The organism is Brevibacterium sediminis (genome assembly GCF_013623905.1).
GTDB lineage: Bacteria > Actinomycetota > Actinomycetes > Actinomycetales > Brevibacteriaceae > Brevibacterium > Brevibacterium sediminis.
In genome coordinates this window covers 1-25,386 of record NZ_JABKDD010000024.1, presented here as the reverse complement: position 1 = coordinate 25,386, position 25,386 = coordinate 1, and the positions used below count along the sequence as shown (strand labels likewise).

Annotated in this window: 22 protein-coding genes; 16 read left to right on the top strand and 6 right to left on the bottom strand. The window is 63.7% G+C overall.

The annotated features are described in order from the left end of the window. Positions 1-44: 44 nt before the first annotated feature. The 6 genes from sdhC (at position 45) to HK108_RS17745 (ending at position 5,486) form a co-directional block, all read left to right on the top strand. The gene (gene sdhC, locus HK108_RS17770) at positions 45-422 is read left to right on the top strand and encodes a succinate dehydrogenase, cytochrome b556 subunit (RefSeq protein ID WP_081770431.1); all 378 of its coding nucleotides are present in this window, start codon (positions 45-47) and stop codon (positions 420-422) included. 1 nt (position 423) lies between these two features. Further along, on the top strand, positions 424-873 hold the full coding sequence (locus HK108_RS17765; protein WP_025778711.1) for a succinate dehydrogenase hydrophobic membrane anchor subunit: 450 nt from the start codon (positions 424-426) through the stop codon (positions 871-873). 9 nt (positions 874-882) lie between these two features. Next, positions 883-2,643, top strand: a complete 1,761-nt coding sequence (gene sdhA / locus HK108_RS17760; protein WP_139470358.1) for a succinate dehydrogenase flavoprotein subunit — start codon at positions 883-885, stop codon at positions 2,641-2,643. Next, positions 2,643-3,431, top strand: a complete 789-nt coding sequence (locus tag HK108_RS17755) for a succinate dehydrogenase iron-sulfur subunit (protein WP_101546859.1) — start codon at positions 2,643-2,645, stop codon at positions 3,429-3,431. Before sdhA ends, HK108_RS17755 begins: the two co-directional genes overlap by 1 nt. A 242-nt stretch (positions 3,432-3,673) precedes the next feature. Beyond that, positions 3,674-4,900 carry a D-alanyl-D-alanine carboxypeptidase family protein gene (locus HK108_RS17750; RefSeq protein WP_139470359.1) on the top strand — a complete coding sequence of 409 codons (1,227 nt, stop codon included), beginning with the start codon at positions 3,674-3,676 and terminating at the stop codon, positions 4,898-4,900. Positions 4,901-5,315: 415 nt separating this feature from the next. Then, complete coding sequence (locus HK108_RS17745) at positions 5,316-5,486, top strand: hypothetical protein (protein ID WP_172171077.1); 171 nt, start codon at positions 5,316-5,318, stop codon at positions 5,484-5,486. Positions 5,487-5,609: 123 nt separating this feature from the next. Here HK108_RS17745 and HK108_RS17740 read toward each other — a convergent pair whose 3' ends face one another. The 5 genes from HK108_RS17740 to nrdH all read right to left on the bottom strand — a co-directional run bounded on the left by HK108_RS17740 (position 5,610) and on the right by nrdH (position 12,094). Next, entirely contained in the window at positions 5,610-7,964 is a 2,355-nt protein-coding gene (locus HK108_RS17740) for an FdhF/YdeP family oxidoreductase (RefSeq protein ID WP_229664250.1), read from the bottom strand. A 219-nt stretch (positions 7,965-8,183) separates the two neighbouring features. Beyond that, complete coding sequence (gene nrdF / locus HK108_RS17735; RefSeq protein WP_139470360.1) at positions 8,184-9,155, bottom strand: class 1b ribonucleoside-diphosphate reductase subunit beta; 972 nt, start codon at positions 9,153-9,155, stop codon at positions 8,184-8,186. Between the two features lie 145 nt (positions 9,156-9,300). Then, positions 9,301-11,427, bottom strand: a complete 2,127-nt coding sequence (gene nrdE, locus HK108_RS17730; protein WP_229664253.1) for a class 1b ribonucleoside-diphosphate reductase subunit alpha — start codon at positions 11,425-11,427, stop codon at positions 9,301-9,303. Positions 11,428-11,432: 5 nt separating this feature from the next. Beyond that, on the bottom strand, positions 11,433-11,846 hold the full coding sequence (nrdI, locus tag HK108_RS17725; protein ID WP_101546862.1) for a class Ib ribonucleoside-diphosphate reductase assembly flavoprotein NrdI: 414 nt from the start codon (positions 11,844-11,846) through the stop codon (positions 11,433-11,435). 2 nt (positions 11,847-11,848) lie between these two features. Next, positions 11,849-12,094 carry a glutaredoxin-like protein NrdH gene (gene nrdH, locus HK108_RS17720; RefSeq protein WP_025778731.1) on the bottom strand — a complete coding sequence of 82 codons (246 nt, stop codon included), beginning with the start codon at positions 12,092-12,094 and terminating at the stop codon, positions 11,849-11,851. Positions 12,095-12,796: 702 nt separating this feature from the next. Between nrdH and HK108_RS17715 the strand changes: the two genes are divergently transcribed. The 7 genes from HK108_RS17715 (at position 12,797) to HK108_RS17685 (ending at position 19,314) form a co-directional block, all read left to right on the top strand. Continuing rightward, the gene (locus HK108_RS17715; RefSeq protein ID WP_139908556.1) at positions 12,797-13,792 is read left to right on the top strand and encodes an AAA family ATPase; all 996 of its coding nucleotides are present in this window, start codon (positions 12,797-12,799) and stop codon (positions 13,790-13,792) included. Between the two features lie 12 nt (positions 13,793-13,804). Further along, the gene (locus HK108_RS17710; RefSeq protein ID WP_181272496.1) at positions 13,805-14,689 is read left to right on the top strand and encodes a DUF58 domain-containing protein; all 885 of its coding nucleotides are present in this window, start codon (positions 13,805-13,807) and stop codon (positions 14,687-14,689) included. Next, complete coding sequence (locus HK108_RS17705) at positions 14,676-15,128, top strand: hypothetical protein (protein WP_139470365.1); 453 nt, start codon at positions 14,676-14,678, stop codon at positions 15,126-15,128. Before HK108_RS17710 ends, HK108_RS17705 begins: the two co-directional genes overlap by 14 nt. Continuing rightward, positions 15,119-16,093, top strand: coding sequence for a vWA domain-containing protein (locus HK108_RS17700; RefSeq protein ID WP_139470366.1), 975 nt, complete (start codon positions 15,119-15,121; stop codon positions 16,091-16,093). Before HK108_RS17705 ends, HK108_RS17700 begins: the two co-directional genes overlap by 10 nt. Further along, positions 16,090-17,274: a vWA domain-containing protein gene (locus HK108_RS17695; protein ID WP_139908559.1), complete on the top strand. Its 1,185-nt coding sequence runs from the start codon at positions 16,090-16,092 to the stop codon at positions 17,272-17,274. The genes HK108_RS17700 and HK108_RS17695 overlap by 4 nt, the downstream gene beginning before the upstream one ends. Further along, positions 17,271-18,056, top strand: a complete 786-nt coding sequence (locus HK108_RS17690) for a tetratricopeptide repeat protein (RefSeq protein ID WP_139908560.1) — start codon at positions 17,271-17,273, stop codon at positions 18,054-18,056. The genes HK108_RS17695 and HK108_RS17690 overlap by 4 nt, the downstream gene beginning before the upstream one ends. Before the next feature lie 70 nt (positions 18,057-18,126). Beyond that, positions 18,127-19,314, top strand: coding sequence for a histidinol-phosphate transaminase (locus HK108_RS17685; RefSeq protein ID WP_181272495.1), 1,188 nt, complete (start codon positions 18,127-18,129; stop codon positions 19,312-19,314). 54 nt (positions 19,315-19,368) lie between these two features. On the opposite strand, the gene HK108_RS17680 is transcribed toward HK108_RS17685, so the two are convergent. Further along, positions 19,369-20,790: a PucR family transcriptional regulator gene (locus tag HK108_RS17680; RefSeq protein WP_181272494.1), complete on the bottom strand. Its 1,422-nt coding sequence runs from the start codon at positions 20,788-20,790 to the stop codon at positions 19,369-19,371. A 145-nt stretch (positions 20,791-20,935) separates the two neighbouring features. On the opposite strand from HK108_RS17680, the gene speB reads away from it, so the two are divergent. Genes speB through HK108_RS17665 form a run of 3 tightly spaced genes read left to right on the top strand, consistent with a single transcriptional unit; the run spans position 20,936 to position 25,246 of the window. Next, positions 20,936-21,946 (top strand): agmatinase, encoded by a 1,011-nt coding sequence (gene speB / locus HK108_RS17675; RefSeq protein ID WP_181272493.1) that lies wholly within the window; start codon positions 20,936-20,938, stop codon positions 21,944-21,946. Next, complete coding sequence (locus HK108_RS17670; RefSeq protein ID WP_181272492.1) at positions 21,947-23,665, top strand: thiamine pyrophosphate-binding protein; 1,719 nt, start codon at positions 21,947-21,949, stop codon at positions 23,663-23,665. Positions 23,666-23,689: 24 nt separating this feature from the next. Beyond that, on the top strand, positions 23,690-25,246 hold the full coding sequence (locus tag HK108_RS17665; protein ID WP_172170924.1) for a sodium:solute symporter family protein: 1,557 nt from the start codon (positions 23,690-23,692) through the stop codon (positions 25,244-25,246). The last annotated feature ends 140 nt before the right edge of the window (positions 25,247-25,386 follow it).

Sequence of the window (25,386 nt, the reverse complement as noted above, 5' to 3'; positions counted from 1 at the left end):
TTTCTAGACGTACACACCCGAATATTCAAGATGGAGGATGCTCCGTGGCCAAAGCGTCTACGGGCACTCTGTACCGAGGAAACGAAGGAATGTGGTCCTGGGTCGCGCATCGCGTCACAGGCGTCGGAATCTTCTTCTTCCTTCTGGTCCACGTGCTCGATACTGCACTCGTCCGCGTCTCGCCCGAGGCCTACAACGCAGTGATCGGAACCTATAAGACACCGGTCATGGCATTCGGTGAGATCGCGCTCGTCGCCGCAATCGCATTCCATGCGTTCAACGGTCTGCGCGTCATTCTCGTCGATTTCTCGAAGAGTGGCCCGAAAAATCAGAAGAAGCTGTTCTGGGGAGTCATGGTTGTGTGGCTCATCATCATGATCGCCTTCATTCCCCGCCAGCTGATGCACACCTTCGGAGGCTGACATGAGCACAACATCCATTCCGGCTCCGCGGACCGGCTACTCCCGGCACAAGTCGACGCGTTCGAAGTTCGAGATGTTCGCATGGCTGTTCATGCGCATCTCCGGCGTCGTGCTCGTCATCCTCATCTTCGGCCACCTGTTCGTGAACCTGTGGGCCGGCGACGGCGTCCAGGCCATCGACTTCGGCTTCGTCGCAGGCAAGTGGGCCAGCCCGTTCTGGCAGATCTGGGATCTGCTCATGCTGTGGCTGGCGATGCTGCACGGCACCAACGGTCTGCGCACCATCATCATGGACTACTCCGAGAAGCCCGGCACACGCATGTCCCTGCAGGTGATCCTCTACATCGCCTCGGTCATCGTCATCGTGCTCGGCACGCTCGTCATCTTCACGTTCGATCCCTGCCCGGCCGGAGCGGACCCCTCGGTCCTGGCTGAGTTCTGCAAGGCCTAAAGGAGAAACATGCAGGTACATCATTACGACGTCGTCATCGTCGGTGCCGGCGGCGCCGGCATGCGTGCGGCGATCGAGTCGGGCCAGCGTGCCCGCACCGCCGTTCTCACCAAGCTCTACCCCACCCGTTCGCACACCGGAGCCGCCCAGGGCGGAATGTGCGCCGCACTGGCGAACGTGGAAGAGGACAACTGGGAATGGCACACCTTCGACACCGTCAAGGGCGGTGACTACCTGGTCGACCAGGACGCCGCCGAGGTGATGGCCAAGGAAGCCATCGACGCCGTCCTCGATCTCGAGAAGATGGGGCTGCCGTTCAACCGCACCCCCGAAGGCAAGATCGACCAGCGCCGCTTCGGCGGTCACACCCGCGACCACGGCAAGTCCGCCGTGCGCCGCTCCTGCTACGCCGCAGACCGCACCGGTCACATGATCCTCCAGACCCTGTACCAACAGTGCGTCAAGCACGGCGTGGAGTTCTACAACGAGTTCTACGTCCTCGACCTCCTCATGACCGAGGTCGACGGGGTCAAGCGCCCCGCAGGCGTCGTGTCCTACGAACTGGCCACCGGTGAGATCCACGTCTTCCAGGCCAAGTCGGTCGTCTTCGCCACCGGCGGTGTCGGCAAGGTCTTCAAGACCACCTCGAACGCACACACCCTGACCGGCGACGGCATGGCCGTGACCTACAACCGCGGAATCCCGCTGGAGGACATGGAGTTCTTCCAGTTCCACCCGACAGGCCTCGCCGGCCTGGGCATCCTGCTGTCCGAGGCGGCTCGCGGTGAGGGCGGAATCCTCCGCAACTCCGAGGGTGAGCGCTTCATGGAGCGCTATGCCCCGACGATCAAGGACCTCGCCCCGCGTGACATCGTGGCCCGTTCGATGGCTAACGAAGTGCGCGAAGGCCGTGGCTGCGGACCGAACAAGGACTACGTCCTGCTCGACCTCACTCACCTCGAGCCCTCACACATCGACGAGAAGCTGCCGGACATCACCGAGTTCGCCCGCACCTACCTCGGTGTGGAGCCCTACACGGAGCCGGTGCCGGTCTTCCCGACCGCGCACTACGCGATGGGCGGCATCCCGACGAACATCGAAGCCGAAGTCCTCGCCGACAACGACACCGTCATCCCCGGCCTCTACGCCGCCGGTGAATGCGCCTGCGTGTCGGTGCACGGTTCGAACCGTCTGGGCACGAACTCGCTGCTCGACATCAACGTCTTCGGCAAGCGCGCCGGCATCGCCGCTGCGGAATACGCGAAGACCGCCGAGTCCGTCGAACTGCCCGAGAACCCGGCGAACGACGTCGTCGAGATGCTCGAGAAGATGCGCACCTCGGACGGCACCGAACGCATCGCGGCGATCCGCAAGGATCTGCAGGACATCATGGACGCCAACGTGCAGGTGTTCCGCACCGACGAGACTCTGCGTGACGCTCTCGACGAGATCGCCAAACTGCGCGAGCGCTACAACAACGTGGGCATCCAGGATCGCGGCAAGCGCTACAACCTCGATCTGCTCGAGGCCGTCGAGCTCGGCTTCCTGCTCGAGCTCGCCGAGGTCATCTCTGTCGCCGCCATCCACCGCAAGGAATCGCGTGGAGGACACTTCCGCGAGGACTTCCCGGATCGTGACGACGAGAACTTCATGCACCACACGATGACCTACCTCGATCCCGAAGCGGAGACCGACGGCATCAAGGGCATGCGTCTTGAGACGAAGCCCGTCATCGTCACCCGTTACCAGCCGATGGAGCGTAAGTACTGATGAGCACCGATACCACCCCAGAGCCAGCGTCGAAGATCGACCTGCCGACACATGTGTCAGGCGAAGGCGGGTCCATCCCGTCCTTCGACTGCACCTTCCGGATCGCTCGCTTCGACCCCGAGGTCGATTCCGAGCCGCACTGGGAGGAATACAGCATCACGATGTACGGCACCGACCGTGTGCTGGATGCTCTCCACAAGATCAAGTGGGAGATCGACGGTTCGCTGTCCTTCCGCCGGTCCTGCGCCCACGGCGTCTGCGGCTCCGATGCGATGCGCATCAACGGCCGCAACCGTCTGGCCTGCAAGACTCTGCTCAAGGACCTCGACACGTCCAAGCCGATCACCGTCGAGGCGATCAAGGGCCTGCCGCTCGAGAAGGACATGATCGTCGACATGGAGCCCTTCTTCCAGTCGTACCGCGAGGTCATGCCGTTCCTCGTCACCTCGGGACACGAGCCCACGCGTGAGCGTCTGCAGTCGGCCGAACAGCGTGCGGCCTTCGACGACACCACGAAGTGCATCCTCTGCGCTGCGTGCACCTCGTCGTGCCCCGTGTTCTGGACCGACGGCCAGTACTTCGGTCCGGCCGCGATCGTCAACGCGCACCGCTTCATCTTCGATTCGCGTGACGAAGGCGGAGACATGCGCCTCGAGGTCCTCAACGACAAGGAAGGCGTGTGGCGCTGCCGCACCACCTTCAACTGCACCGAGGCCTGCCCTCGCGGCATCGAGATCACCAAGGCCATCGCCGAGGTGAAGCAGGCGATCCTGCAGCGCGCATTCTGATCGCGCCAGTCTGATCCCGACTGCAGCGGCCCCGCACCACACGGTGCGGGGCCGCTTTCGTCTGTCCCGCCGTGATTGGGTGCTTTTCACCACGGCCCAGTTGAGGGTGGATAGCCCACGTTTGAACGTGGGCTATCCATCTCAAACTGGGCTGCCACCACAAGCTTCGTCTCGGTGAGGTGCCGCCTCGAGTGAACGAATCCTGAGGACGAGCTGCTCGCGGCGAAAGTAGACTGGTGCGCATGCGTTTCACCCGCTCGACTGCTTCCTCACTACACAGCCTGCCCCTGAGCATCCTCGGCTTCGCCGCCGCACTGCTGATGCTCGCCGCGCAGCTCGTCCACTCCCCCGCCCCCGCACACGCGGTGCCGCAGCCGGCGGAGTCGACAGCACCGGCGTATGTCAGTCCAGAGGACCTCGGTGACGGCGCGAAGCCCCCGAAGCCGACGGGCACGTCCTGGTTGGTGGGCGACCTCGACTCCGGAGAACTGCACGTGGCGAAGAATGTGGAGAAGCGGCACGCTCCGGCGTCGACGATCAAGCTGCTCACGGCTCTGGCGCTCGTGGACGAGTTCGACGACAAGAAGAAGAAAGTGACCGCCGAGTTCGAGGACATGGAAGTCGATGGGACGAAGGTCGGTCTCATGCAGACGAACAAGTACTCCATCGATCTGCTCTTCCACGCGATGCTGATGTCGAGCGCCAACGATGCGGCGAATGCACTGGGTCGTGCAGCCGGCGGGCAAGACAAGGCAGTGAAGCTGATGAACGAGAAGGCGGCCGAGCTGGGCATGTCGAATACGCAGGCGAAGAACACCTCGGGACTCGATGCAAAGGGCCAGTACACGACCGCTGAGGACCTCATGAAGCTCGCGTGGGCGGTGTGCGAAGACGACTACCTCATGAAGGTCATCGGCACGGAGACTTATCAATTCCCGGGCGGAAAGAACCCGCAGACGAAAGAGAAGTTCAAGGGCTACGAGATCCAGAACCATACGAAGATCGTCGGCCAGGTCGACGGCGGGCTGGGCCTGAAGAACGGGTTCACTCGGGCGGCGAAGGGCTCGTACGTGGCCGTGGCCGAGCGCGACGGGCACCGTGTGGTCGCGACGATGCTCGGCATCGACAACAACTCTCGCCAGGTCGCCGTGGACCTGCTCGACTGGGATTTCGCCCAGAAGGACCCGAAATCGCTGCAGACCGTGCCCGTCGGGGTTCAGGCCACCGCCGAGGCGGCCCCCACCGCCACTGGCAGCTCGAGTGATGCCGGGGGCGCCGAATCGGATTCGAGCGGAACGACGGAGTCCCAGAAGTCCGATGAATCGGAGTCATCCATGGCATCCCAGACCGTCGGTGCAGCACTGGACAATCCCCTGGCGCTCGTCCTCTTGGCGGGTGGGGTCGTGCTCTTCATAGCCACGGTGATCCTGTGGCTGCGACTCCGGGCACGGTTGCAGGGCCGACGATAGGGGCATTCAGAGCCTCCTCGGCCAGAGGCCGGCAAAAACGATTTGCAGGTCCACTACGGCGAGAGGATCAACGGTAAGGTTCGGTGCCGCCTCGGCGAGATGGCCGGAGGTAAGGTCGGTCGACCTGAGCCTAGGGTTCTGACCTCAATTGGACAACGTCGACATAGACGCGTTAAGCTTACAACTTGCGTTCGAAGTTGTCCGCATTCATCGAACTGATCGTTGCGTTGCTCCTGACGACAAGCTTTTGAAGTCGTAGGCCCCGATCATGGTTCGACTTTGCAGATGAATGTTCCGGACACTGTGTCTCTTCGAATCGCAGATCCCCATGGCGATCACCCAATCGCCGTATTGAGAACCTGAAGAATAGCGCGCGTCGTTGCCTGCTATTCACAACTGAAGAAAGGAGGGAACCATGTCTGAGTTCCCACAGTGGGTCCAGCGCGGACTCGCACACGCAGGATTGATCGATCCCCGGATCAGCCGTCAGGCTCCTGGTGAGATCACGATCAAGGATGCGACCGGTCGAGTTGTGCTGTTCACCGGCACCTCGCTGCGTGAGATCACGCCGATGGCCGCTGCCTGACCGAACCTCGGTCGCCCTGATCTGCAGGGATCGACATGGCCCGACCGGGCCGGACTGATCCTCACTGATTGAGAAGACGCCCACTTGCTGCCGGGTTTTACGCAGCAGGTGGGCGTCTGTCGTTCACCCATGCGCGTCAACGAGGCTGTGGATCTCTGCAGGTTCCTCGTCATCGGTGCGTGGTTCGAACCGCACCATAACGGCTTTGAATCCCGGAGTGTTCGACTCTCTGGCCACGAGGTCCCGGTGAACCAACGCGTTCGCCTCCGGATAGTAGGCAGCGACACAGCCGCGGGCCGTCGGATAGGCGACCATCCGGAATTTCTCCGCCCGTCGCTCTTCCCCGTTGAAGACCGAGACAACATCGACGAGCTGACCGTCGTCGACACCGGCAGGGCCGAGATCGGCAGGATTGATGAGAATCACCCTGCGCCCGCCCGAGATTCCCCGATAGCGATCGTCGAGCCCGTAGAAGGTCGTGTTGTATTGATCGTGCGAGCGCATCGTCTGCAGCACCAGGTGTCCCTCCGGCGGCAGCAGATATTCGAGTTCGCGCGTGCTGAACTGCGCCCGTCCTTCGGCTGTCGCGAAAGTCCGTGTATCACGGGGCGGATTGGGCAGAACGAAGCCGTATTTGTCCCGCACGCGGCGGTTGAAGTCCTCGGTGCCTTCCACGACCCGTGAGATGCGGTCGCGGATGACGTCATAGTCTTCGGCCATCGCCCTCCAGTCGATGACGTGATCGGGTCCGAAGACCGCCTCGGCGATCCGGGCCAGCAGCACCGGTTCGGCAAGGAGGTGGTCGGAGACCGGCTCGAGCCGACCTTGGGTGCGGCTGACGACCGACATGGAGTTCTCGACCGAGAGGAACTGTGCTCCTCCGGGGTGCTTGTCATCCTTGTCGGTGCGTCCGAGCGTCGGGAGGATGATCGACGTCTTGCCGTGGACGACATGGGAACGGTTGGGCTTCGTGGAAATATGCACGGTGAGGCCTGTGCGTTTGAGTCCGGCCTCCATTGCGGCGGTGTCGGAGTTGGCCATGGCCAAGTTCCCGCCCAAGGACATGAACACGTCGACGTCTCCGCGGGCCATGGCATGCATCGCCTCTGTGGAGTCATAGCCGTGCCTCCGGGGCGCATTGATGCCGAATTCGGCATCCAGGCGCTGTAGGAAGTCCTCCTTCGGCTTCTCCCAGATCCCGAAGGTGCGGTCGCCCTGGACATTCGAGTGCCCCCGCACCGGGCAGGCCCCTGCCCCGGGCTTACCGAAATTGCCCTGGAGTAAGAGCAGGTTGATGATCTCTTTGATCGTGTCGACCGAATGAGGCTGCTGCGTGATGCCCAATGCCCAGCAGAAGATCGTTGCCCTCGACTTCGCCAGCAGATCCGCGACGTGTTCGATCTCGGCTCGTTCGAGACCGGTGGCGAGCTCTGTCTCCGCCCAGTTGAGCTCCTGCCTGGCTTCCGAGTAGGCGGCGAAGCCGTCAGTGGAGGATTCGATGAAGTCCCGGTCGACGACCGTTCCCGGAGTCTCTGCTTCCTTCCTCAACAGCAGGTGTCCGAGCGCTTGGAAGAGCGCTTGGTCTCCCCCGACCCGGATCTGGAGGAATTCGTCACTGGTCCGCTCCCCGTCGGCCAGCAGGCCCTTTGGCGTCTGCGGATCCTTGAAGCGGAGAAGCCCCGCCTCGGGCAGCGGATTGACCGCGACGACCTTGCCGCCGTTGCGCCGGCACGCGGCGAGCGTGCCGAGCATACGCGGATGATTCGTCCCCGGGTTCTGCCCGACGACGAAGATCAGTTCGGCTTTCTCGAGATCCTCAAGTGAGACGGTTCCTTTGCCGATGCCGATCGTCGGAGACAGTGCCGTGCCGGAGGATTCGTGGCACATGTTCGAACAGTCGGGAAGATTGTTCGTTCCCAGGCTGCGGGCAAACAGCTGGTAGAGGAACGCTGTCTCATTGGGAGTGCGACCGGAGGTGTAGAAGACCGACCGGTCGGGTTCGGTGGCGCGGAGGTGCTCGGCGATGGTCTCGAAGGCGTCGGCCCAGGAGATCGGTGAGTAGTGCGACTCCCCTTCGCGGATGATCATCGGATGGGTGATGCGGCCGGATTGGCCGAGCCAGTACTCCGTCTTCTGCTCGAGCACGGAGATTGGGTGCTGCTCCCACCAGCCGGGGGTCGCCACCCGGGTCGTGTTCTCCTCAGCGAGCGCCTTCGCCCCGTTTTCGCAGAACTCGATCTTCTTCCGATCACCGGTGATCGATTCCGGCCACGCGCAGCCTGGGCAGTCGACGCCGTCAGGCTGATTGACGCGGAACATCGACCGTACGGTCCGGCTCGCGCCGCCCTGTTTGAGTCCGCGTTCGAAGGCAACCTCGACGGCTTTGAGTCCCGCTGCCGCGGTCTTCGGTTCGCTGATGACAAGATCGTTCTCGTCGATATCATCGAATTCGACTCGGCGTCCACGTACGTTCGACACTGACGATCACCTCTGACCTCGGCGGACTTGATTCCGATGATCGTATCTGAGCCGAGTCATAGTATCCGAACCACGAGGAAAGAATCTCGCATTCCGAACATTCCGCCTGACGCTCATCGAACAACCGCCCCGGTGCACGAACAGCGAGGCGGCCCATCCAAACGTTTTCCGTCTGGATGGGCCGCCTCGATGCTGAAAAGTCAGGTCAGGGCTGAGTACTCAGAAGTCCCAGTCGTCGTCTTCGGTGTTCTCGGCCTTGCCGATGACGTAGGACGATCCCGAACCTGAGAAGAAGTCGTGGTTCTCGTCGCTGCCGGGCGACAGAGCCGCGAGGATGGCCGGGTTGACCTTCGTGACCTCCTTGGGGAACATCGCTTCGTAACCGAGGTTCATCAGCGCCTTGTTGGCGTTGTAGTGGAGGAACATCTTGCAGTCCTCGGACAGTCCCACGGGATCGTAGAGATCGTGGGTGTAGGCGACCTCGTTCTCGTAGAGCTCGAACATGAGGTTCATCGTGTAGTCCTTGAGCTCCTGCTTGCGCTCTTCGGGCTGCGATTCCAGACCCTTCTGGTACTTGTAGCCGATGTAGTAGCCGTGCACAGCCTCATCGCGGATGATCAGACGGATGAGGTCAGCGGTGTTCGTCAGTTTGGCGTGTGCCGACCAGTACATGGGCAGGTAGAAGCCGGAGTAGAAGAGGAAGGACTCGAGCAGCGTCGAGGCGACCTTGCGCTTGAGCGGATCGTCTCCCCGGTAGTAGCTGAGGATGATATCGGCCTTCGACTGCAGGTACTTGTTCTCACGCGACCAGCGGAAGGCCTCGTCGATCTCCTTCGTCGAGCACAGGGTCGAGAAGATCGAAGAGTACGACTTCGCGTGCACGCTCTCCATGAACGCGATGTTCGTCAGCACCGCCTCTTCGTGCGGGGTGACCGCATCCGGGATGAGCGAGATCGCACCGACGGTGCCCTGGATCGTGTCGAGCAGGGTCAGACCGGTGAAGACGCGCATCGTCAGCGTCTTCTCATCGTCGGTGAGAGTCGCCCAGGACTGGATGTCGTTGCTCAGCGGGACCTTCTCCGGCAGCCAGAAGTTGCCGGTCAGGCGATCCCAGACCTCGTCGTCGATCGGATCGACGACGCGGTTCCAGTTGATGGCATCGACATGCGATGCCAGAGTCAGATTCTCCAACGCTTTCTCTCTTCCCAAAGTGCTGTTCGTCGTGAGTACGTGCTGTCTGCGCGGCAGACGAAAGTCATGTGTGCGGGCCCAGCCGGCGGCTTGGAGCCCGCACGAGGCCGGCGGACCGATTCGCATCGGTCCGCCGATTCCATCATCAGAGCATGCAGGAGACGCAGCCATCGACTTCCGTGCCCTGCAGAGCGAGCTGCCGGAGCCGGATGTAGTAGATGGTCTTGATGCCCTTGCGCCACGCGTAGATCTGCGCCTTGTTGATGTCACGAGTGGTGGCGGTGTCCATGAAGAACAGTGTCAGCGACAGCCCCTGGTCCACGTGTTTCGTGGCCTCGGCATACGTGTCGATGATCTTCTCGTAGCCGATCTCGTAGGCATCCTGGTAGTACTCGAGATTGTCGTTGTCCATGAAGGGAGCCGGGTAGTACACGCGGCCGACCTTGCCCTCCTTGCGGATTTCGATCTTCGAGGCCACCGGGTGGATCGACGAGGTCGAGTTGTTGATGTACGAGATCGAACCGGTCGGCGGCACGGCCTGGAGATTCTGGTTGTAGATGCCGTGCTCGGCCACTTGAGCCTTGAGCTCGCGCCAGTCGTCCTGGGTCGGGATGTGCACGCCTGCTTCGGAGAACAACTCGGTCACACGAGCGGTGCGCGGCTGCCAGACCTCATCGGTGTACTTGTCGAAGTATTCGCCGGTGGCGTACTTCGACCGCTCGAAGCCGGCGAAGGTCTCACCGCGCTCCTTGGCGATCTCCATCGACGCCCGCACACAGTGGTAGGCGACGGTGTAGAAGTACATGTTCGTGAAGTCCAGGCCCTCATCGGAACCGTAGTAGATGTGCTCACGAGCGAGGTAGCCGTGGAGGTTCATCTGCCCCAGGCCGATGGCATGCGACATGTCGTTGCCGCGGGCGATCGAAGGCACGGACTGGATGTTCGAGGTCTCGGCGACCGCGGTGAGTCCGCGGATCGCGGTCTCGATGGTCTGCCCGAAGTTGCTCGAGTCCATCGTCAGAGCGATGTTGAGCGAACCGAGGTTGCAGGAGATGTCCTTGCCGACGACGTCATAGCCGAGATCGTCGTCGTACTTGCTCGGTTCGGAGACCTGGAGGATCTCCGAGCACAGGTTGGACATGATGATCTTGCCGTCGATCGGGTTCGCCTTGTTGACGGTGTCCTCGAACATCACATACGGGTAGCCGGACTCGAACTGGATCTCGGCCAGAGTCTGGAAGAACTCGCGGGCGTTGATCTTCTTCTTCTTGATCGCCGCGTTGTCGACGAGCTCGGTGTACTTCTCGCTGACGTTGATGTCGGAGAAGGGCACACCGTAGACGCGTTCGACGTCATAGGGGCTGAAGAGGTACATGTCCTCGTTGCGCTTGGCCAGTTCGAAGGTGATGTCCGGGATCACGACGCCCAGGGACAGGGTCTTGATCCGGATCTTCTCATCGGCGTTCTCGCGCTTGGTGTCGAGGAACTTGTAGATGTCGGGGTGGTGGGCGTGCAGGTACACGGCACCGGCACCCTGGCGGGCTCCGAGCTGGTTGGCGTAGGAGAACGAGTCCTCGAGCAGCTTCATGACGGGGATGACGCCCGAAGACTGGTTCTCGATCTTCTTGATCGGTGCACCGGACTCGCGGATGTTTGTCAGAGCGAAGGCCACGCCGCCGCCGCGCTTGGACAGCTGCAGAGCGGAGTTGATGGACCTGCCGATCGACTCCATATTGTCTTCGATGCGCAGCAGGAAGCAGGAGACGAGCTCACCGCGCTGCTTCTTGCCTGCGTTGAGGAACGTCGGGGTGGCCGGCTGGAAGCGGCCGGCGATGATCTCGTCGACGAGCTGGGTGGCCAGAGTCTCGTCTCCGCGAGCCAGGAAGAGAGCGACCATGACGACGCGGTCCTCGAAGCGTTCGAGATAGCGCTTTCCGTCGAAGGTCTTCAGCGTGTAGGAGGTGTAGAACTTGAACGCGCCGAGGAATGTCTGGAAGCGGAACTTCTGATCGTAGGCGCGCGTCGAGAGCTGCTCGATGAAATCGAACGAGTACTGCTCCAGAACCTCGGGCTCGTAGTAGTCCTTCTCGACGAGGTAGTCGAGCTTCTCCTTGAGGTTGTGGAAGAAGACGGTGTTGTTGTTGACGTGCTGCAGGAAGTACTGCCGGGCAGCCTGCTTGTCACGCTCGAACTGGATCCTGCCGTCCTCGTCGTACAGGTTCAGCATCGCGTTGAGCGCGTGGTAATCCAGATCCGTCTCTTCGCGGATGATGTCCTCTACATTGCGGTCTTCAGCGAGCTCGCGCACAGTTTGTCCAATCCTAGGTTGACAGCGTCGACATCTTCCTGAGTGCCCAGGAGTTCGACTCGATACATGAGGGGTACTTGACACTTTGCCGCGACCTTGAAGGCCGCGCGGCAGTAGTCCATGCCGAAGTTCGTGTTTCCGGCGCCGATGACACCGACCAGATGGCGCCGGTTCTCTTCGACATTGAGGAACTTGATGACTTGTTTGGGAACAGCCCCGCGATTGCGACCGGCCCCATAGGTGGGGGTGACGAGAACGAATGGCTCATCCACTCGCAGCGTCGGCTCCTTGGTCAACGTCGGCAACCGCACTGCCGGGTGACGCAGCTTCGCGACGAAGCGGTGCGTGTACTCGGAGTTGGCGGAGAAGTAGACCAGCAGCATTGTCAGGCCACGACGGACGCAGACTGTTCGCCGGTCAGGGTGGCGATCTTGTCCGGACGGAAGCCCGACCAGTGATCGTTGTCGGTGACGACGACGGGAGCCTGCATGTAACCCATGGCCTTGACGACATCGAGGGCGTTCTCGTCGACGCTGAGATCCACCGACTTGTACTTCAGGCCCTTGGCGTCGAGAGCACGGTAGGTGGCGTTGCACTGGACGCAAGCTGGCTTGGTGTACACGGTGATCATGACGACTCCTTCATTCTGCTGTGCAGTTCGGCATTCTGATGGCTGTGACCGTGTCCCGTCAACTGCTCGATCATGATGAATATCACGAGGCGCAGGCTCAGGGGTGACCACTAGATGTTGTGTTCGGGTTAGACCTTACCCCTATATCCAGTGTTACACCAGTGTCATTTGCAGGTTCCACACCCTGTGTCATCACCGTCCACAATCGTCCACAGGCTGTGAACGACAATCATGTAGTTCGATCACCTGCGCGGACGCTGGGATCGGCGGCTTCAGGGCCGATTTTCGACCTGTTGTCCACCTCCGTTTTCCACCGCTTTCCACAGAAAAAATTTTTGCCTGTGGGCATGTCGCGGAGTCCACGACCGACGATTCCGAACTCCTTAGTGCGGCACCGATCACGTCGAGGCAGAGGCGATCATCACAGCACCTCCTCACATCCGTTCGTCGGTTCCATCGACGCTACAGCCCGGTCCTGACATGAGATGGCCGCGCTGTGAATGGCAGGTGGCGGACGGACGCACGTCGGGCACAGCACTGCTCTGTGTGTCAGCACTGCAACGTTCTCGGCTGTCGCGTGTCAGTGCCAGCCAATATGCTGGAGACCACAGAAACGCATCAGACGGCGTGGCTGAACGACCACAGTGACACCGAAAGACACGTGGCATCGATGCACCAGTGACACCGAGAGACTGAGGGACCATGACGGCAACGGCACCGGCGAACACGCAGGAGATCGCGCACGCACAGACGATCCTCAAGGCTCTGGAGTCCTACCTCGACCATTTCGTCGTCGGGCAGCAGCGCCTGCGCGAATCCTTGCTCATCGGACTTCTCTCCAGCGGTCATCTGCTGCTGGAGAGCGTGCCGGGGCTGGCGAAGACCACGGCGGCCGCGGCTCTGGCCAATGCCGTGGACGGCAAGTTCTCCCGCATCCAGTGCACCCCGGATCTGCTGCCAGCCGACATCATCGGCTCGCAGATCTACAACGCGCACGAGGGGTCGTTCAACACCGTGCTCGGTCCCGTGCATGCGAACATCGTCCTCCTCGATGAGATCAACCGGTCGTCGGCGAAGACCCAGTCGGCGATGCTCGAGGCCATGCAGGAGAAGCAGACGACGATCGGCGGCAAACGCTTCGAACTCCCCCGCCCCTTCCTCGTCATGGCCACGCAGAACCCGATCGAGCAGGAGGGCACCTACCAGCTGCCCGAAGCCCAGCTCGACCGGTTCATGATCAAGGACCTGCTCACCCACCCGAACCCCGGCGAAGAGGTCGAGATCCTCTCCCGCCTCGACTCCGGGGTCTTCGACAAGGACTCGGTGCCCGATCCGGCCTGCTCGCTCGACGATGTCGTGACCATGCAGAGCTACGCCCGCACCGTCTACATCGACCCGGCCATCACCCGCTACCTCGTCGAACTCGTCCACGCCACCCGCAATACGACGAAGTACCTCGGCCGATTCGCCCCGTTCATCGAATACGGAGCCAGCCCACGTGCCTCCATCGCGTTCACGAACGCCGGCCGGGCGCTGGCGATGATCCGCGGCCGCAACTACGTCATCCCCGAAGACATCAAGGACCTCGCCCACCGAGTGCTGGCCCACCGCATCCAACTCAACTTCGAAGCCGCCGCCGAGAACATCACGAGCGCCCAGATCGTCGATGCCCTCCTCATGGCAGTGCCCACTCCCTGATCGGCTGCCGCGATGACTGTCCTGCTCAACCGAATCAAGGCGCGGATGACCATCCACGCCCATCGGCGGACCCGGCGCCTCCTCGACGGCGACTACTCCTCGGTCTTCCACGGCCACAGCCTCGACTTCGACGATCTGCGCGACTACATCCCCGGTGACGAGATCCGCGACATCGACTGGAAAGCCACGGCCAGGCACACAGAGCCCCTGGTCAAACGCTATGTCGCCCACCGTCGGCACATCCTCGGCCTCGTCGTCGACACCTCCCGGAACTTCGACGCCGTGACCTCCGCCGGAGCCGACAAACGCCACCTGGCCATCCTCATGGCCGGGATGGTCGGCTACCTCGCCGTCCGCCACGCCGACGACGTCATGCTCATCCACGGAAACGCCGGTCACACCACCGCTTCACCGCGGAAAGGCAGCGAGGCCCACCTCGAGCATCTCCTGCAGCAGATCCTCGCCGAGACCGGCAGCGACTCCCCCGGGTCGATCAACACCCAGCTGCAGTGGATCACCAGCCATATCAACCATCGGATGCTGCTGGTCGTCATCTCCGATCAAGCTCCGCTGGGACCGGAGGCCGAAGCGACGATCCGTCGGCTGCGCGCCCAACATGAGGTCCTGTGGATCACGATCACCGACGCGGACCTCGCAGGACTGCCGTCCGCCTCGGCGCCGTTCGACGTCGCCCGACCCGACCATGGACTGCCGACCTCGGTGATGACGAAACCCGAGGTCCGACAGGAATTCGCCCTCGCCGAGGCGGCCCGCCGTCAGCAGCGCATCGACCTTCTCGCCAAGCTGGGCATCGCCCACATCGAAATCGACCATCCGAAGTCGGCCCTCGGCCGACTGCACACTCTTCTGCTGAGGCACCGCCGTGGGCCCCGCTGAACTCATCGGGCCCCTGGAGGTCTCACCGGCGTGGTACGTGGCAGCCTGCTTCGTCCTGCTGCTGGCGTGCGGAAACCTCTTCGCCCCTCTCTTCCGCGCCGCCGCCGGAGTCACCGCAGCGGACGGACCGCGCATCCCGATTCCCGTGCGCAGCACCTACCTCTCCCGCATCAGCGCCGTGGAAACGGGACTAACCGCAGAATCAGCGGACGTGCGCGAATCGGCACAGCAGCTGGCGACGATCGTGCGCGAATTCGCCCATGACGCCTGGGGCGTCAAAGCCGAGCACCTGACCTACCGCGATGCGGCAGTCGCCGGTCTCGACGACCTCGCGCAGTGCTTGCTCGGCCTCTACGAGGCGGAGTTCGCCGAAGCCGAACCGGCCGGTCTGCAGCCTCAGATCGCCGAGGCCCGGAAGTTGGTGGCGCGATGGTCCTGATGTTCTGGTGGCTGGCGCTCATCCTGCTGGCCCTCGCCGCAGCCGCAGTCTTCTGGTTCCGCCGTCCGAAGTCGACGGAGTCCTCTTTGGCCGTGGCCCACAGCGGACGGATGACGAGCCTGCCGAGTTTCCGCAGGGCCATGCGCAGACGACTGGTGACCACGGTCGCCCTCCTCGGAGTCATCGTCCTCACCGGGCTGTCGGCACTGGCGGGAGTCGCACGTCCGGCTTGGGTGGAGACGGTCAACCCGGAGCGGAAGATGCGCGATGTCATGCTCTGCCTCGATGTGTCCGGGTCGATGCTCGGCTACGATGCCGATCTGCTGGAGTCCTACCAGGAGCTCGTCGACCGCTTCGACGGCGAACGCATCGGCCTGACCGTCTTCAATGCCACCGCGGTCTCCGCATTCCCGCTCACAGACGACTACGATATGGTCCAGAACTACCTCGCCGAGGCCGAGGAGGGGTTCCGCACCTGGGGCGCAGAGGGCACCGACTACTCGTGGTCGACGTCGCCCCCGAACATCGGCGGCTCCTCACTCATCGGCGATGGACTCGTCAGCTGCGTCGACAACTTCGACCGGCAGGACGAGGACCGGTCCCGGTCGATCATCTTCGCCACGGACAATATGCTCGCCGGTGAGCCCCTCTTCGAGCTCAACGAAGCCGCCGATATCGCCGTCGACGCGAAGGTCCGCGTCTACAGCCTCTCCCCTCCCTCGGTGCTGACGACCACTCAGACGAAGGAGCTGCGATCCGTGTCCGACCGTACCGGCGGCGAACAGTTCGACATGGGTTCGGCCTCGACGATCGACCGCATCGTCGAGGAGATCCAGAGCCAGGAAGCGGCGAACACCCCCGGCCGTTCGTACACGATCGTCCACGATATGCCGGTGGTTCCGCTCGCACTCGCCGTCTTCGGCCTCGCCGGAGTGTTCGTACTGGCGTGGAGGACGAAATCATGATCTTCGATCCCGTCTTCACCTGGTTCGGCTGGGGCTTCATCGTCATCGCCCTGCTCACTGTGTGCATCATCCCCGCCATTCGCGGCGACGGAGCACGCTGGAAGTGGTTCGCCCGCATGGGTGTCGTCGCCGTGCTCGCAATCGCACTGGCACGCCCCGGGATCCCCATCAAATCCTCGACCGAGGAGTACGAGGCACGAGCCGATGTGTACTTCGTCGTCGACGTCACGACGTCGATGGCCGCTGAGGATTTCGACGGGGACGACACCCGCCTCGAGGGGGTCAAGAAGGACATGCTCGAACTCGCCGACGCCTTCCCCGGCACCCGGCTGAGCATCATCACCTTCGCTTCGACCGCAGCCACCGTGATGCCGCTGACGACCGACCACGCCGCCTTCGCCTCCGCCGTCGACGTCCTCGAACCCGAATCATCCATGAATTCCAGAGGCTCATCGATCACCGAGGCCGGTGAGGAGCTCGATAAGCGGATGACCTCGAACGATGAGGACCGTCCGGAGAACAAGAACGTCGTGTTCTACTTCGGCGACGGTGAGCAAACCGTATCGGAGAATCCGGAGTCGTGGTCGCCCTTCGCCTCCCGCATCGACAGCGGCGCCGTCTTCGGATACGGCACCGATCAAGGCGGGAAGATGCGCGACAGCCAGCCGTTCGGCTACGGGTCCGGTGTCGGTGATCCCGGCAATGCCCCAGGAATCGGTGACCCCGATGACCCAGATGACGATCAGGCACCTCCCGAGTACATCCAGGACCGCAACGGCAATCCGGGGATCTCGAAGATCGACGAGGGCAACCTGCGCCAGATCGCCTCGGACCTCGGCGTCGATTACCACCACCGGGACGGAAACGGCGCGATCTCCAGCGTCTACACCGCCCCGAAGTACGATCAGGCCCTGGTGAAGAAGGACGGCCGGGTCACCGTCGACGAATACTATTGGGTCCCGCTCATCCTCGTCTTCGCGTGGATCGCCGTGGAGCTCGTCTTCGGAGTCCGCGAATACCTTCGCCTCAAGGCGATCACCCCCAAACGCCCTCGCCGAGGCGGCCCACCCGGTCCCGGAGGCCCGCTTGGTCCCGGAGGTCCGTTTGGTCCCGGGGGCCCACCAGGTCCCAGCGGATCGGTTCCCTACCAGCCGGTGCCCTATCAGGGAGGTCAGCGATGAACCGCCTGAAGAATCTGTGGTCACGGCTGCGTCGGATCACGAAGATCAACCTCATCCTCGGCACGATATTCGCCCTGGTGTTCGGCTATATCGCCATGGCCACATACTTCGGAACCGCCTCGCAGGTCAGATACACCTCGAATGACTTCCCTGGTGCCAAGAAGGCGGCGACGGCGTTCCTACGGGTCAGCCCGTTCCAACGCCATATCGGCTACTTCAACCGCGGCACCGCCGAGGCGGCCGTCGGCGACTACGACGCTGCCCAGACCGATCTCGAAGCCGCCTTGGAGATCGCTCCGACCTCGGCCGAATGTGCTGTGCGGATCAACCTGTCCTTTGTCTATGAGAAGCAGGCAGATCAGATCGCCTCCCAGGACCCCGACCAGTCGCAGGAACTCTACGACCGGTCACTGAAGACCCTCGAAGACGCGCCCGAGGAATGCCAGCCGAAGAAGAGCGAAGAGAAGCAGAAGAGCAGCCAGGCGAAGGAACGCGTCGAGGACAAGAAGCAGGGCGGGCAAGCCAAGGAGGAGGGAACCGACGACAGCGAGTCCGAGGACGAGGACTCGCAGGAGAAGGACTCCGGGGACGAGAAATCCTCCGGAGATGAAAGCCAGGATCCCGGGGAAGATGAGGAGAAGCCGGACGATTCCTCAGGCAAGTCCGAACGAGAGAAGAAGCGGGACGAGCTTGAGAAGCGCCGCGAGGACTCCGAACGACAGCAGCAACAGCAGGGCCCCGGCGGCGAGGGAGGCCGGTCGACCCCGGAGAAACCCTGGTGATCCTCGTCGACGAAGTCTGACCCCTCCGGGGCGTGGTGGCAGCGCTGACCCGCTGTGACATCATGAGTCCATGAACGCCTCCGACCCCGCTGCTTCAGATTCTGCGTCCACCTCCGCGCCCGGGACTTCGTCCTCGAGCGCATCCGGCTCCACCGCTTCGGCGTCCGCTCCCTCGGCACCGTCACCGCGGCTGCGGGCCGCTCTGGAGACCTTCCCGCCCTATGTTCCGGGCAAGCCTCCCCGCCAGGTCGAGGGTCTCGAGTCGTTCAAGCTCTCCTCGAACGAGAACTTCCTGCCTCCCCTGCCGGCAGTGCTCGAAACCATGGTCGCTCACGCGACGAACCCCGCGCTCTACCCCGACGACGCGGCGCTGGCGCTGCGTCAGGGACTGGCCGACCGCCTCGGTGTCGGGCTGGATCAGCTCGTCGTCACCACCGGTGCCAGCGAACTGCTCGTCGCGCTGACCCAGATCACCTCGGATGCCACCACCGAGGCGATCTATCCGTGGCCGTCGTTCGAGATGTATCCGCAGACCACCGGGCTCGTCGGGTCCACCCGCCGCGAAGTGCCGCTGACAGCCGAGGGTCGCCACGACCTCGACGCGATGGCGGCGGCGATCACCGAAGACACCCGCCTCATCATCCTGTGCTCGCCGAACAACCCGACCGGCCCGGTGCTGCGCGACGACGAGGTCCGCGCCTTCCTCGATAAGGTGCCTGACCACGTTCTCGTCGCCCTTGACGAAGCGTACTGGGAGTTCGCCACCGAACCCGGGCGAGCCGATGGACTCGGTCTTGTCCGCGACTATCCGAATCTCGTTCTGCTCCGCACCTTCTCCAAGGCACACGGACTCGCCGGGCTGCGTGTCGGCTACGCCGTCGCCCACCCGCCGGTCATCGAAGGACTGCTCAAGGCCGTCATCCCCTTCGGCGTCACCGATCTCAGCCAGGCCGCCGCCCTCGAATCCCTCAATCATTGGGACGAAGTGCTCGAGCGGGCCGGCGAGATCGCACAGACCCGCGATGCCTTCGCAGCTGCACTGCGCGAACAGGGCTGGGAGGTGCCCGAAGCACAGGCGAACTATGTCTGGCTGCCGTTGGGTGAAAAGTCTGGTGCCTTCGAAGATGCCTGCGTCGAACAGGCCGTGGCGGTGCGCAACCTCGGTGCCGGTGTGCGCATCAGCATCGGCGAAGACGAAGCCCTCGCCCGGGTGCTTGAGGTCGCCGAACGCTTCCGCATCGAACACTTCGAGGACTGAGCGGAGAGCACCGCCGCGCGGAACACCGTGCCGAGCGGTCGGTGAGAGGTGTGCCTAGAGTTCAGCGAGTTCGAGTGCCAACGACACGGCCTGCAGCGTTTCGGCACGGGAGAGGTCCCGGCCGAGCAGCTTCTCGATCTTCGCCAACCGCGCCCGCACCGTGTGCCGGTGCACTCCCAACTCGGCGGCGATGCGCTCGCGTGCCCCGGACGCGGCGATGAAGGCCCGGAGAGTCTCCAACAGCTCCTGACCGCCGCGGGCCCGAAAGAGTTCGCCGAGAACCCGATCGACGAATCGGTCGGCAGCCTCCTCATCGACCGCCGACAGCAGCGCCCTTACCTCGGAGGCCTCGGACTCGTGCTGGGTTCGCCACAGCATCCACGTGTGATGGAGCTGACCCAACGGCAGCCTCTTCTCCGCAAGCACGTCCAGGCCGGTGACCTCGGCGGCCCTCGTCACCAGCTCATCGAGTCCGCGTTCCTGTGCTCCGACCACCCCGAGCAGCGAACCGGTGCGAGTGAGCAGGCTCCGACCGACGATATCGGCGATGAGGCGTTCGGCGGAGTCCCCACGGACACCGCCGAAGATGCGCATCCCCACCGTCGCCACCGGTGCCAACCCCGTCACCCGAGTCCACTCCCCACGTGCTTCGTCGTCACTGAGATCGGAGTCGAAGAGCAGCGCGCGACCGGAGGGAACGGGCAGATCCGCCAACGACATCGCCAACAGCGCCGAGGCGGTCGACAGCAGCAGGGCACGCGTCTTCGGAGATCCGGCCGCCTCGGCGGGGGTGAGGATCCACCCGAGCGGATGATCACCTCCGATCGGAACGGCCTCGACGATCCGCGAACCGGTGCGGATCAGGCGAGGCCCCGTCGTCGGCTTCAATGACTCCTCGATGAGTGCCGAACGCACGTCTTCCTCGGCGTCGTCACCGCTCAACGCCCTGCCGGTCGGCGAGACGAACCGGACCGGAGCCTTCAGCGTCTCTGCCAGATCGGCCACAAGCGCCGCGGGCCCCTCCCCGGCCAATGCGGTTGCGAAACGGCGGGCGGCGCTGCTCGCCCGGGTCAGCTCTCGGTTGGTCTCGGCCTCACGCATCCGGGTGAAGGCATCGACGACGGCGACGAACGGAACCGGCTCGGGCACGCCGAACAGCGCCAGCCCGGCCTCCTGCGCGGCGGCGACGAGCTTCGGCGGAACCTGCTGCCACGGCAGGTCGGAGCCCAGTCCGATGCCGAGCGCGTGCACGCCGACAGCTTTGAGGCGGCACACATAGTCCCCAACCGTGTCCCCGCCGAGGTCCTGACCGACCCCGATCGTCAACAGCACCTCACCGCCGGCAAGCCATTCGTCGACCTCCGGCAGCTCCGAGGAGTGCACGATCGTGACGTTCTGCTCCGCTGCGGTGGGCGAGTCGACGATGACTTCGAGCGCGAGTTCTGCGCGTGACCAGATCTGTTCCAAGGTGACCATGCACCCGATTCTATCCATTCTGGACAGCACTGGTTCCAAATGCTCCCCTTTGGATATCGGTGTTGTGTGACCCACGTCCTAGGCTGAGGGCATCACCTCCGGCCCGTTCGGGTCGGGTCAGCCGCTACGACGAAGGAGCAAGCCAGTGACGTCTCAGCCGCTCGGCCCCGCCGACTACAGCAAGACACCCCGCTACGCAGGACCCCCGACGTTCGGACTGCTGCCGCGCATCGACGAAGTCGAAGCCGAGCGTCCCGGCGAGAAGATCGACGTCAAGGTCATCGGCATTCCCTTCGACGCCGGCGTCAGCTACCGTCCCGGTGCCCGCTTCGGACCTGCTCACATCCGCCAGTCCTCGAAGCTGCTGCGCCCCTACAACCAGGCCACGAACGTCCACCCGTTCACCTGGCAGCAGGTCGCCGACTGCGGTGACCTCGGCGTCAATCCCTTTGACATCGAAGAGGCCATCACCACCGTCGAGGCCAACGCCGACGCCATGCGCGCCGACGGGGCCAAGCTGCTCACCCTCGGCGGGGATCACACCCTGGCCCTGCCGAACCTGCGCTCGCTGCACAAGACGCACGGCAAGATCGCCGTGCTCCACTTCGATGCGCACCTGGACACCTGGGACACCTACTTCGGTGCGCCCTACACCCACGGAACTCCCTTCCGCCGCGCCAGCGAAGAGGGCCTCATCGACATGACCGCTTCGATGCACATCGGCATCCGCGGTCCCCTCTATGGGGAGAAGGATCTCGAGGATGATGAGGTGCTCGGCTTCCAGATCATCCGCAGCGACGAATACCAGTTCTCCTCCGTCCAGGATATTGTCGCCCGGATGCGGGGTCGCCTCGGCGACGCTCCGGTCTACCTGTCCGTCGACATCGACGTCCTCGATCCGGCGGCCGCACCCGGCACCGGCACCCCCGAGGCAGGTGGAATGACCAGCCGTGAGCTGCTCAACTCGATCCGCGGGCTCCAGGGACTCAATGTCGTCGGCGCCGAGATCGTCGAAGTCGCCCCCGCCTACGACCATGCCGAAGTCACCGGACTCGCCGCCGCTCATGTCGGCTACGAGGTCCTGTCCCTCTGGGCGGCGGAGAACAACGGAGTCACCGCTCCCTCCGGGCCCGCCGGCGATGCTCTCGGAGTCTGAATGAGCACCGAACAGAACGTCCGCAACGGCGGTCGCGCGGTCGTCGCGACTCTGGCCGCCCATGGAGTCGACACCATCTTCGGCATCCCCGGCACCCACAACCTCGAGTTCTACCGGCATCTGCCCGAATTCGGGATCCGGGCCGTGACTCCCCGCCACGAGCAGGGAGCAGGCTACGGTGCCGACGGGTACTTCCTCGTCTCGGGCAAGCCCGGGGTCGTCATCACGACCTCGGGGCCGGGGCTGACGAACGTCATCACCGCCGCCGCGACCGCCTATGCCGAGTCCCGACCGATGCTCATCCTCTCCCCCGGTGTGCCCACCGGGTTCGAGCGCGCCGACGTCGGCATGCTGCACGAGACGAAGGACTCCTCCGGTGCGGTGGGCCACCTCCTCGTGTCCTCCCAGCGCACCCGCACTGCCGAAGGTGCAGCCCAGGCCGTCGCCGAGGCGTTCGCCATGTTCGACTCGGCCCGTCCCGGACCCGTGCATATCGAGGTTCCCCTCGACGTGCTCGAGGGCGCGTGGAACGGCAGCGTTCCGGTCCCGTTCGCAGGTCGCCGTCCCGGACTCGATGATCATGTGGTGTCCCGTGCCGCCGAGGCGATCCGTGCGGCGAAGCGTCCGCTGATCATCGCCGGCGGCGGTGCCAGGGGCGCCCACGCCGAGGTGGCTCGTCTCATCGAGGGCCTCGACGCTCCCCTGGCGACGACGGCCAACGGCAAGGGCATCGTGTCCGAGACGCATCCGCTGTCGTTGGGTTCGAATGTGCGCTTCCCCAGCGTGCAGGCCGAATCCGCGGCGGCCGATGTGCTCATCGTGCTCGGCTCCGAATTGGCCGACTCCGACCTGTGGGGCGGGGTCATCGGTGCGCAGACGAACATCGGTGTGCGTGATGAGTCTGCCGGACAGACCGTCATCCGCTGCGATATCGACCCCGACCAGCTGAACAAGAACCTGCCCGGGGACATCCTCGCCTGCGCGGACACTGGCGAATTCCTCACCGCGCTCATGAGCGCACTCGGAATCGGAAATGACAGCGCCGCCTCGGCCAGCGCCGCCTCGACGAACGATGACGGAACGGAATCGTCCGAACGACACGGATCGGCCGCCTCGGCGAAGGAATCCGGGGCCGATCGGGTCGCCCGGATCCGAGAGACCTGGGCCACCGATTTCGACTTCGAGGCGATCGGCGCCCGAGTCACCCGGCTCGTCGAAGAAGGTGCGGGATCGACCGTCGTCATCTCCGGTGACTCCTCACAGGTCACCTACGACGGCACGGTGCACGCGCTGACGGCGAGCACACCCGACCAGCTGCTCTACATGCCGGGATTCGCCACTTTGGGCTACGGCATTCCCGCCGCCCTCGGAGCGAAGGTCGCCGATCCTGCACGACCGGTCGTGTGCATCCTCGGCGATGGTGCGGCCATGTTCTCCATCCAGGAGCTCATGACCGCTGCCGAGCTGGGACTGGGCATCCCCTTCGTCATCGTCGACAACGGCGGATATGCGGAGATCGAAGGTCAGATGGTCGACCGCGACATCGAACCCTTCGCTGTCAGACTCGCCCGTCCGGACTTCGCGAAACTCGGCGAATCCATGGGCGGGGCCGGGGTGACGATCGCCGAAGCGGACATCGATTCCGCTCTGCCGCAAGCCATCGCCGAGGCGCTCGATCGCACCGTTCCCACCGCCATTCACATCACCGTCGGTCACTGAGCCGATCCAACAGAAAGGGTCGCTGTGGACTCTTTGGTAGTCATCATCTATCTCGCCGCCATGGTGGGATTCGGAGTCTGGGGCCGCTTCAAGGCCCATAACCAGGAGGACTTCCTGGTCGCAGGGCGCCGCCTCGGCGGACTGCTGTACACCGGCACGATGTCGGCCGTCGTCCTCGGCGGCGCGTCGACGATCGGCGGAGTCGGCCTCGGCTACACGGCTGGGCTGTCGGGAATGTGGCTCGTCTTCGCGATCGGCTTGGGCATCATCGCGCTCTCGCTGTTCTTTGCTCCGAAGATTCAGAAGCTCGAGATCTACACGGTCTCGCAGATGCTCGAACTCCGCTACGGCAAGGGCTCCCGTTTCGTCTCCGGAGCGATCATGACCGCCTACGGTCTGATGATCTCGACGACGTCGACGGTCGCCTACGCCACGGTCTTCCATGCCCTGTTCGATCTCAACAAGGTGTGGTCGGTGCTCATCGGCGGCGGCATCGTCATCCTCTATTCGATGCTCGGCGGCATGTGGTCGATCACGCTGACGGACTTCGTGCAGTTCTTCATCCAGACGATCGGCATCTTCCTCATCATGCTGCCCATCGTGCTTTCGAAGTCCGGAGGCATCTCCGAGCTGTTCTCCTCGCTGCCCGAATCGCACACCTCACCGGTGGGCATCGGCTGGGAGGCAATCCTCGGCTACATCCTCATCTACACCCTCGGACTGCTCATCGGCCAGGACATCTGGCAGCGCGTGTTCACCGCCCGCAGCCCGGGTGTGGCCAGGTGGGGCGGCTTCTCCGCCGGCGTCTACTGCCTGCTCTACGCTGTCGCCGGTGCGCTCATCGGCATGGCCGCGACGAAGATCGTGCCCGGCATCGAAGTTCAGGACGATGTGTTCGTCGCCGTCGTCGATGCCTCGATGTCTCCGGTGCTCGCCGGAATCGTGCTCGCTGCGGCCCTGGCCGCGATGATGTCGACGGCCTCGGGCTCGCTCATGGCCGCCTCGACCGTCTGCCGTCAGGACATCGTCGAACCGATCCTCGCCCGCAAGGACATCGTTCCTGAACGCGGCGACGGCGTCGGTGCGGGAGCCGGTGCGAAGGATGCGGCGACGGATGGATCGGACGCCTCGGCGAGTGCGTCCGGCATTTCCGGCTCGGAATCCGGCTCGGGTGCGAAGTCGACGCTCGTGCGATCGCTGGTGCGCGAGACCGGAGATGAGATCCGCGACTCGCGCATCTACCTCATCGTGCTCGGCGTCGTCACGCTGGTGCTCGCGATGATCATGCCCAGCGTCGTCGAGGCGCTCACCGTGGCCTACAACCTGCTGGTGGCCGGTCTGTTCATCCCGATCCTCGGCGGTCTCGTGTTCAAGCGCGGAACGATCGTCGGCGTCATGGCCGGCATGATCCTCGGCGCCGTGACCACCGTGGTCGTCATGATCGTGGCGGGCATCTACGCCAACGAGGCCATCTACCTGGGCCTCATCGCCTCGCTGGTCGGCTACCTCGTCGGGTCCTTCGCGTCGAAGCCGACCTCGCCCGAGGTCATGGCCGCCTGGAAGGAACGCATCACCCGCTAATTGCTACCTGACGGCGGCTCAGCAACCTCGCGCTGGAGTGGTCCCCAATAGTTGGACTGCTGTGAGGTCAGCATGAAGCAGTTGCCGGCTGTCCGGCTGTGGCGGTCTTGGTCCGATACTCCATCGGGGCAAGACCGCCG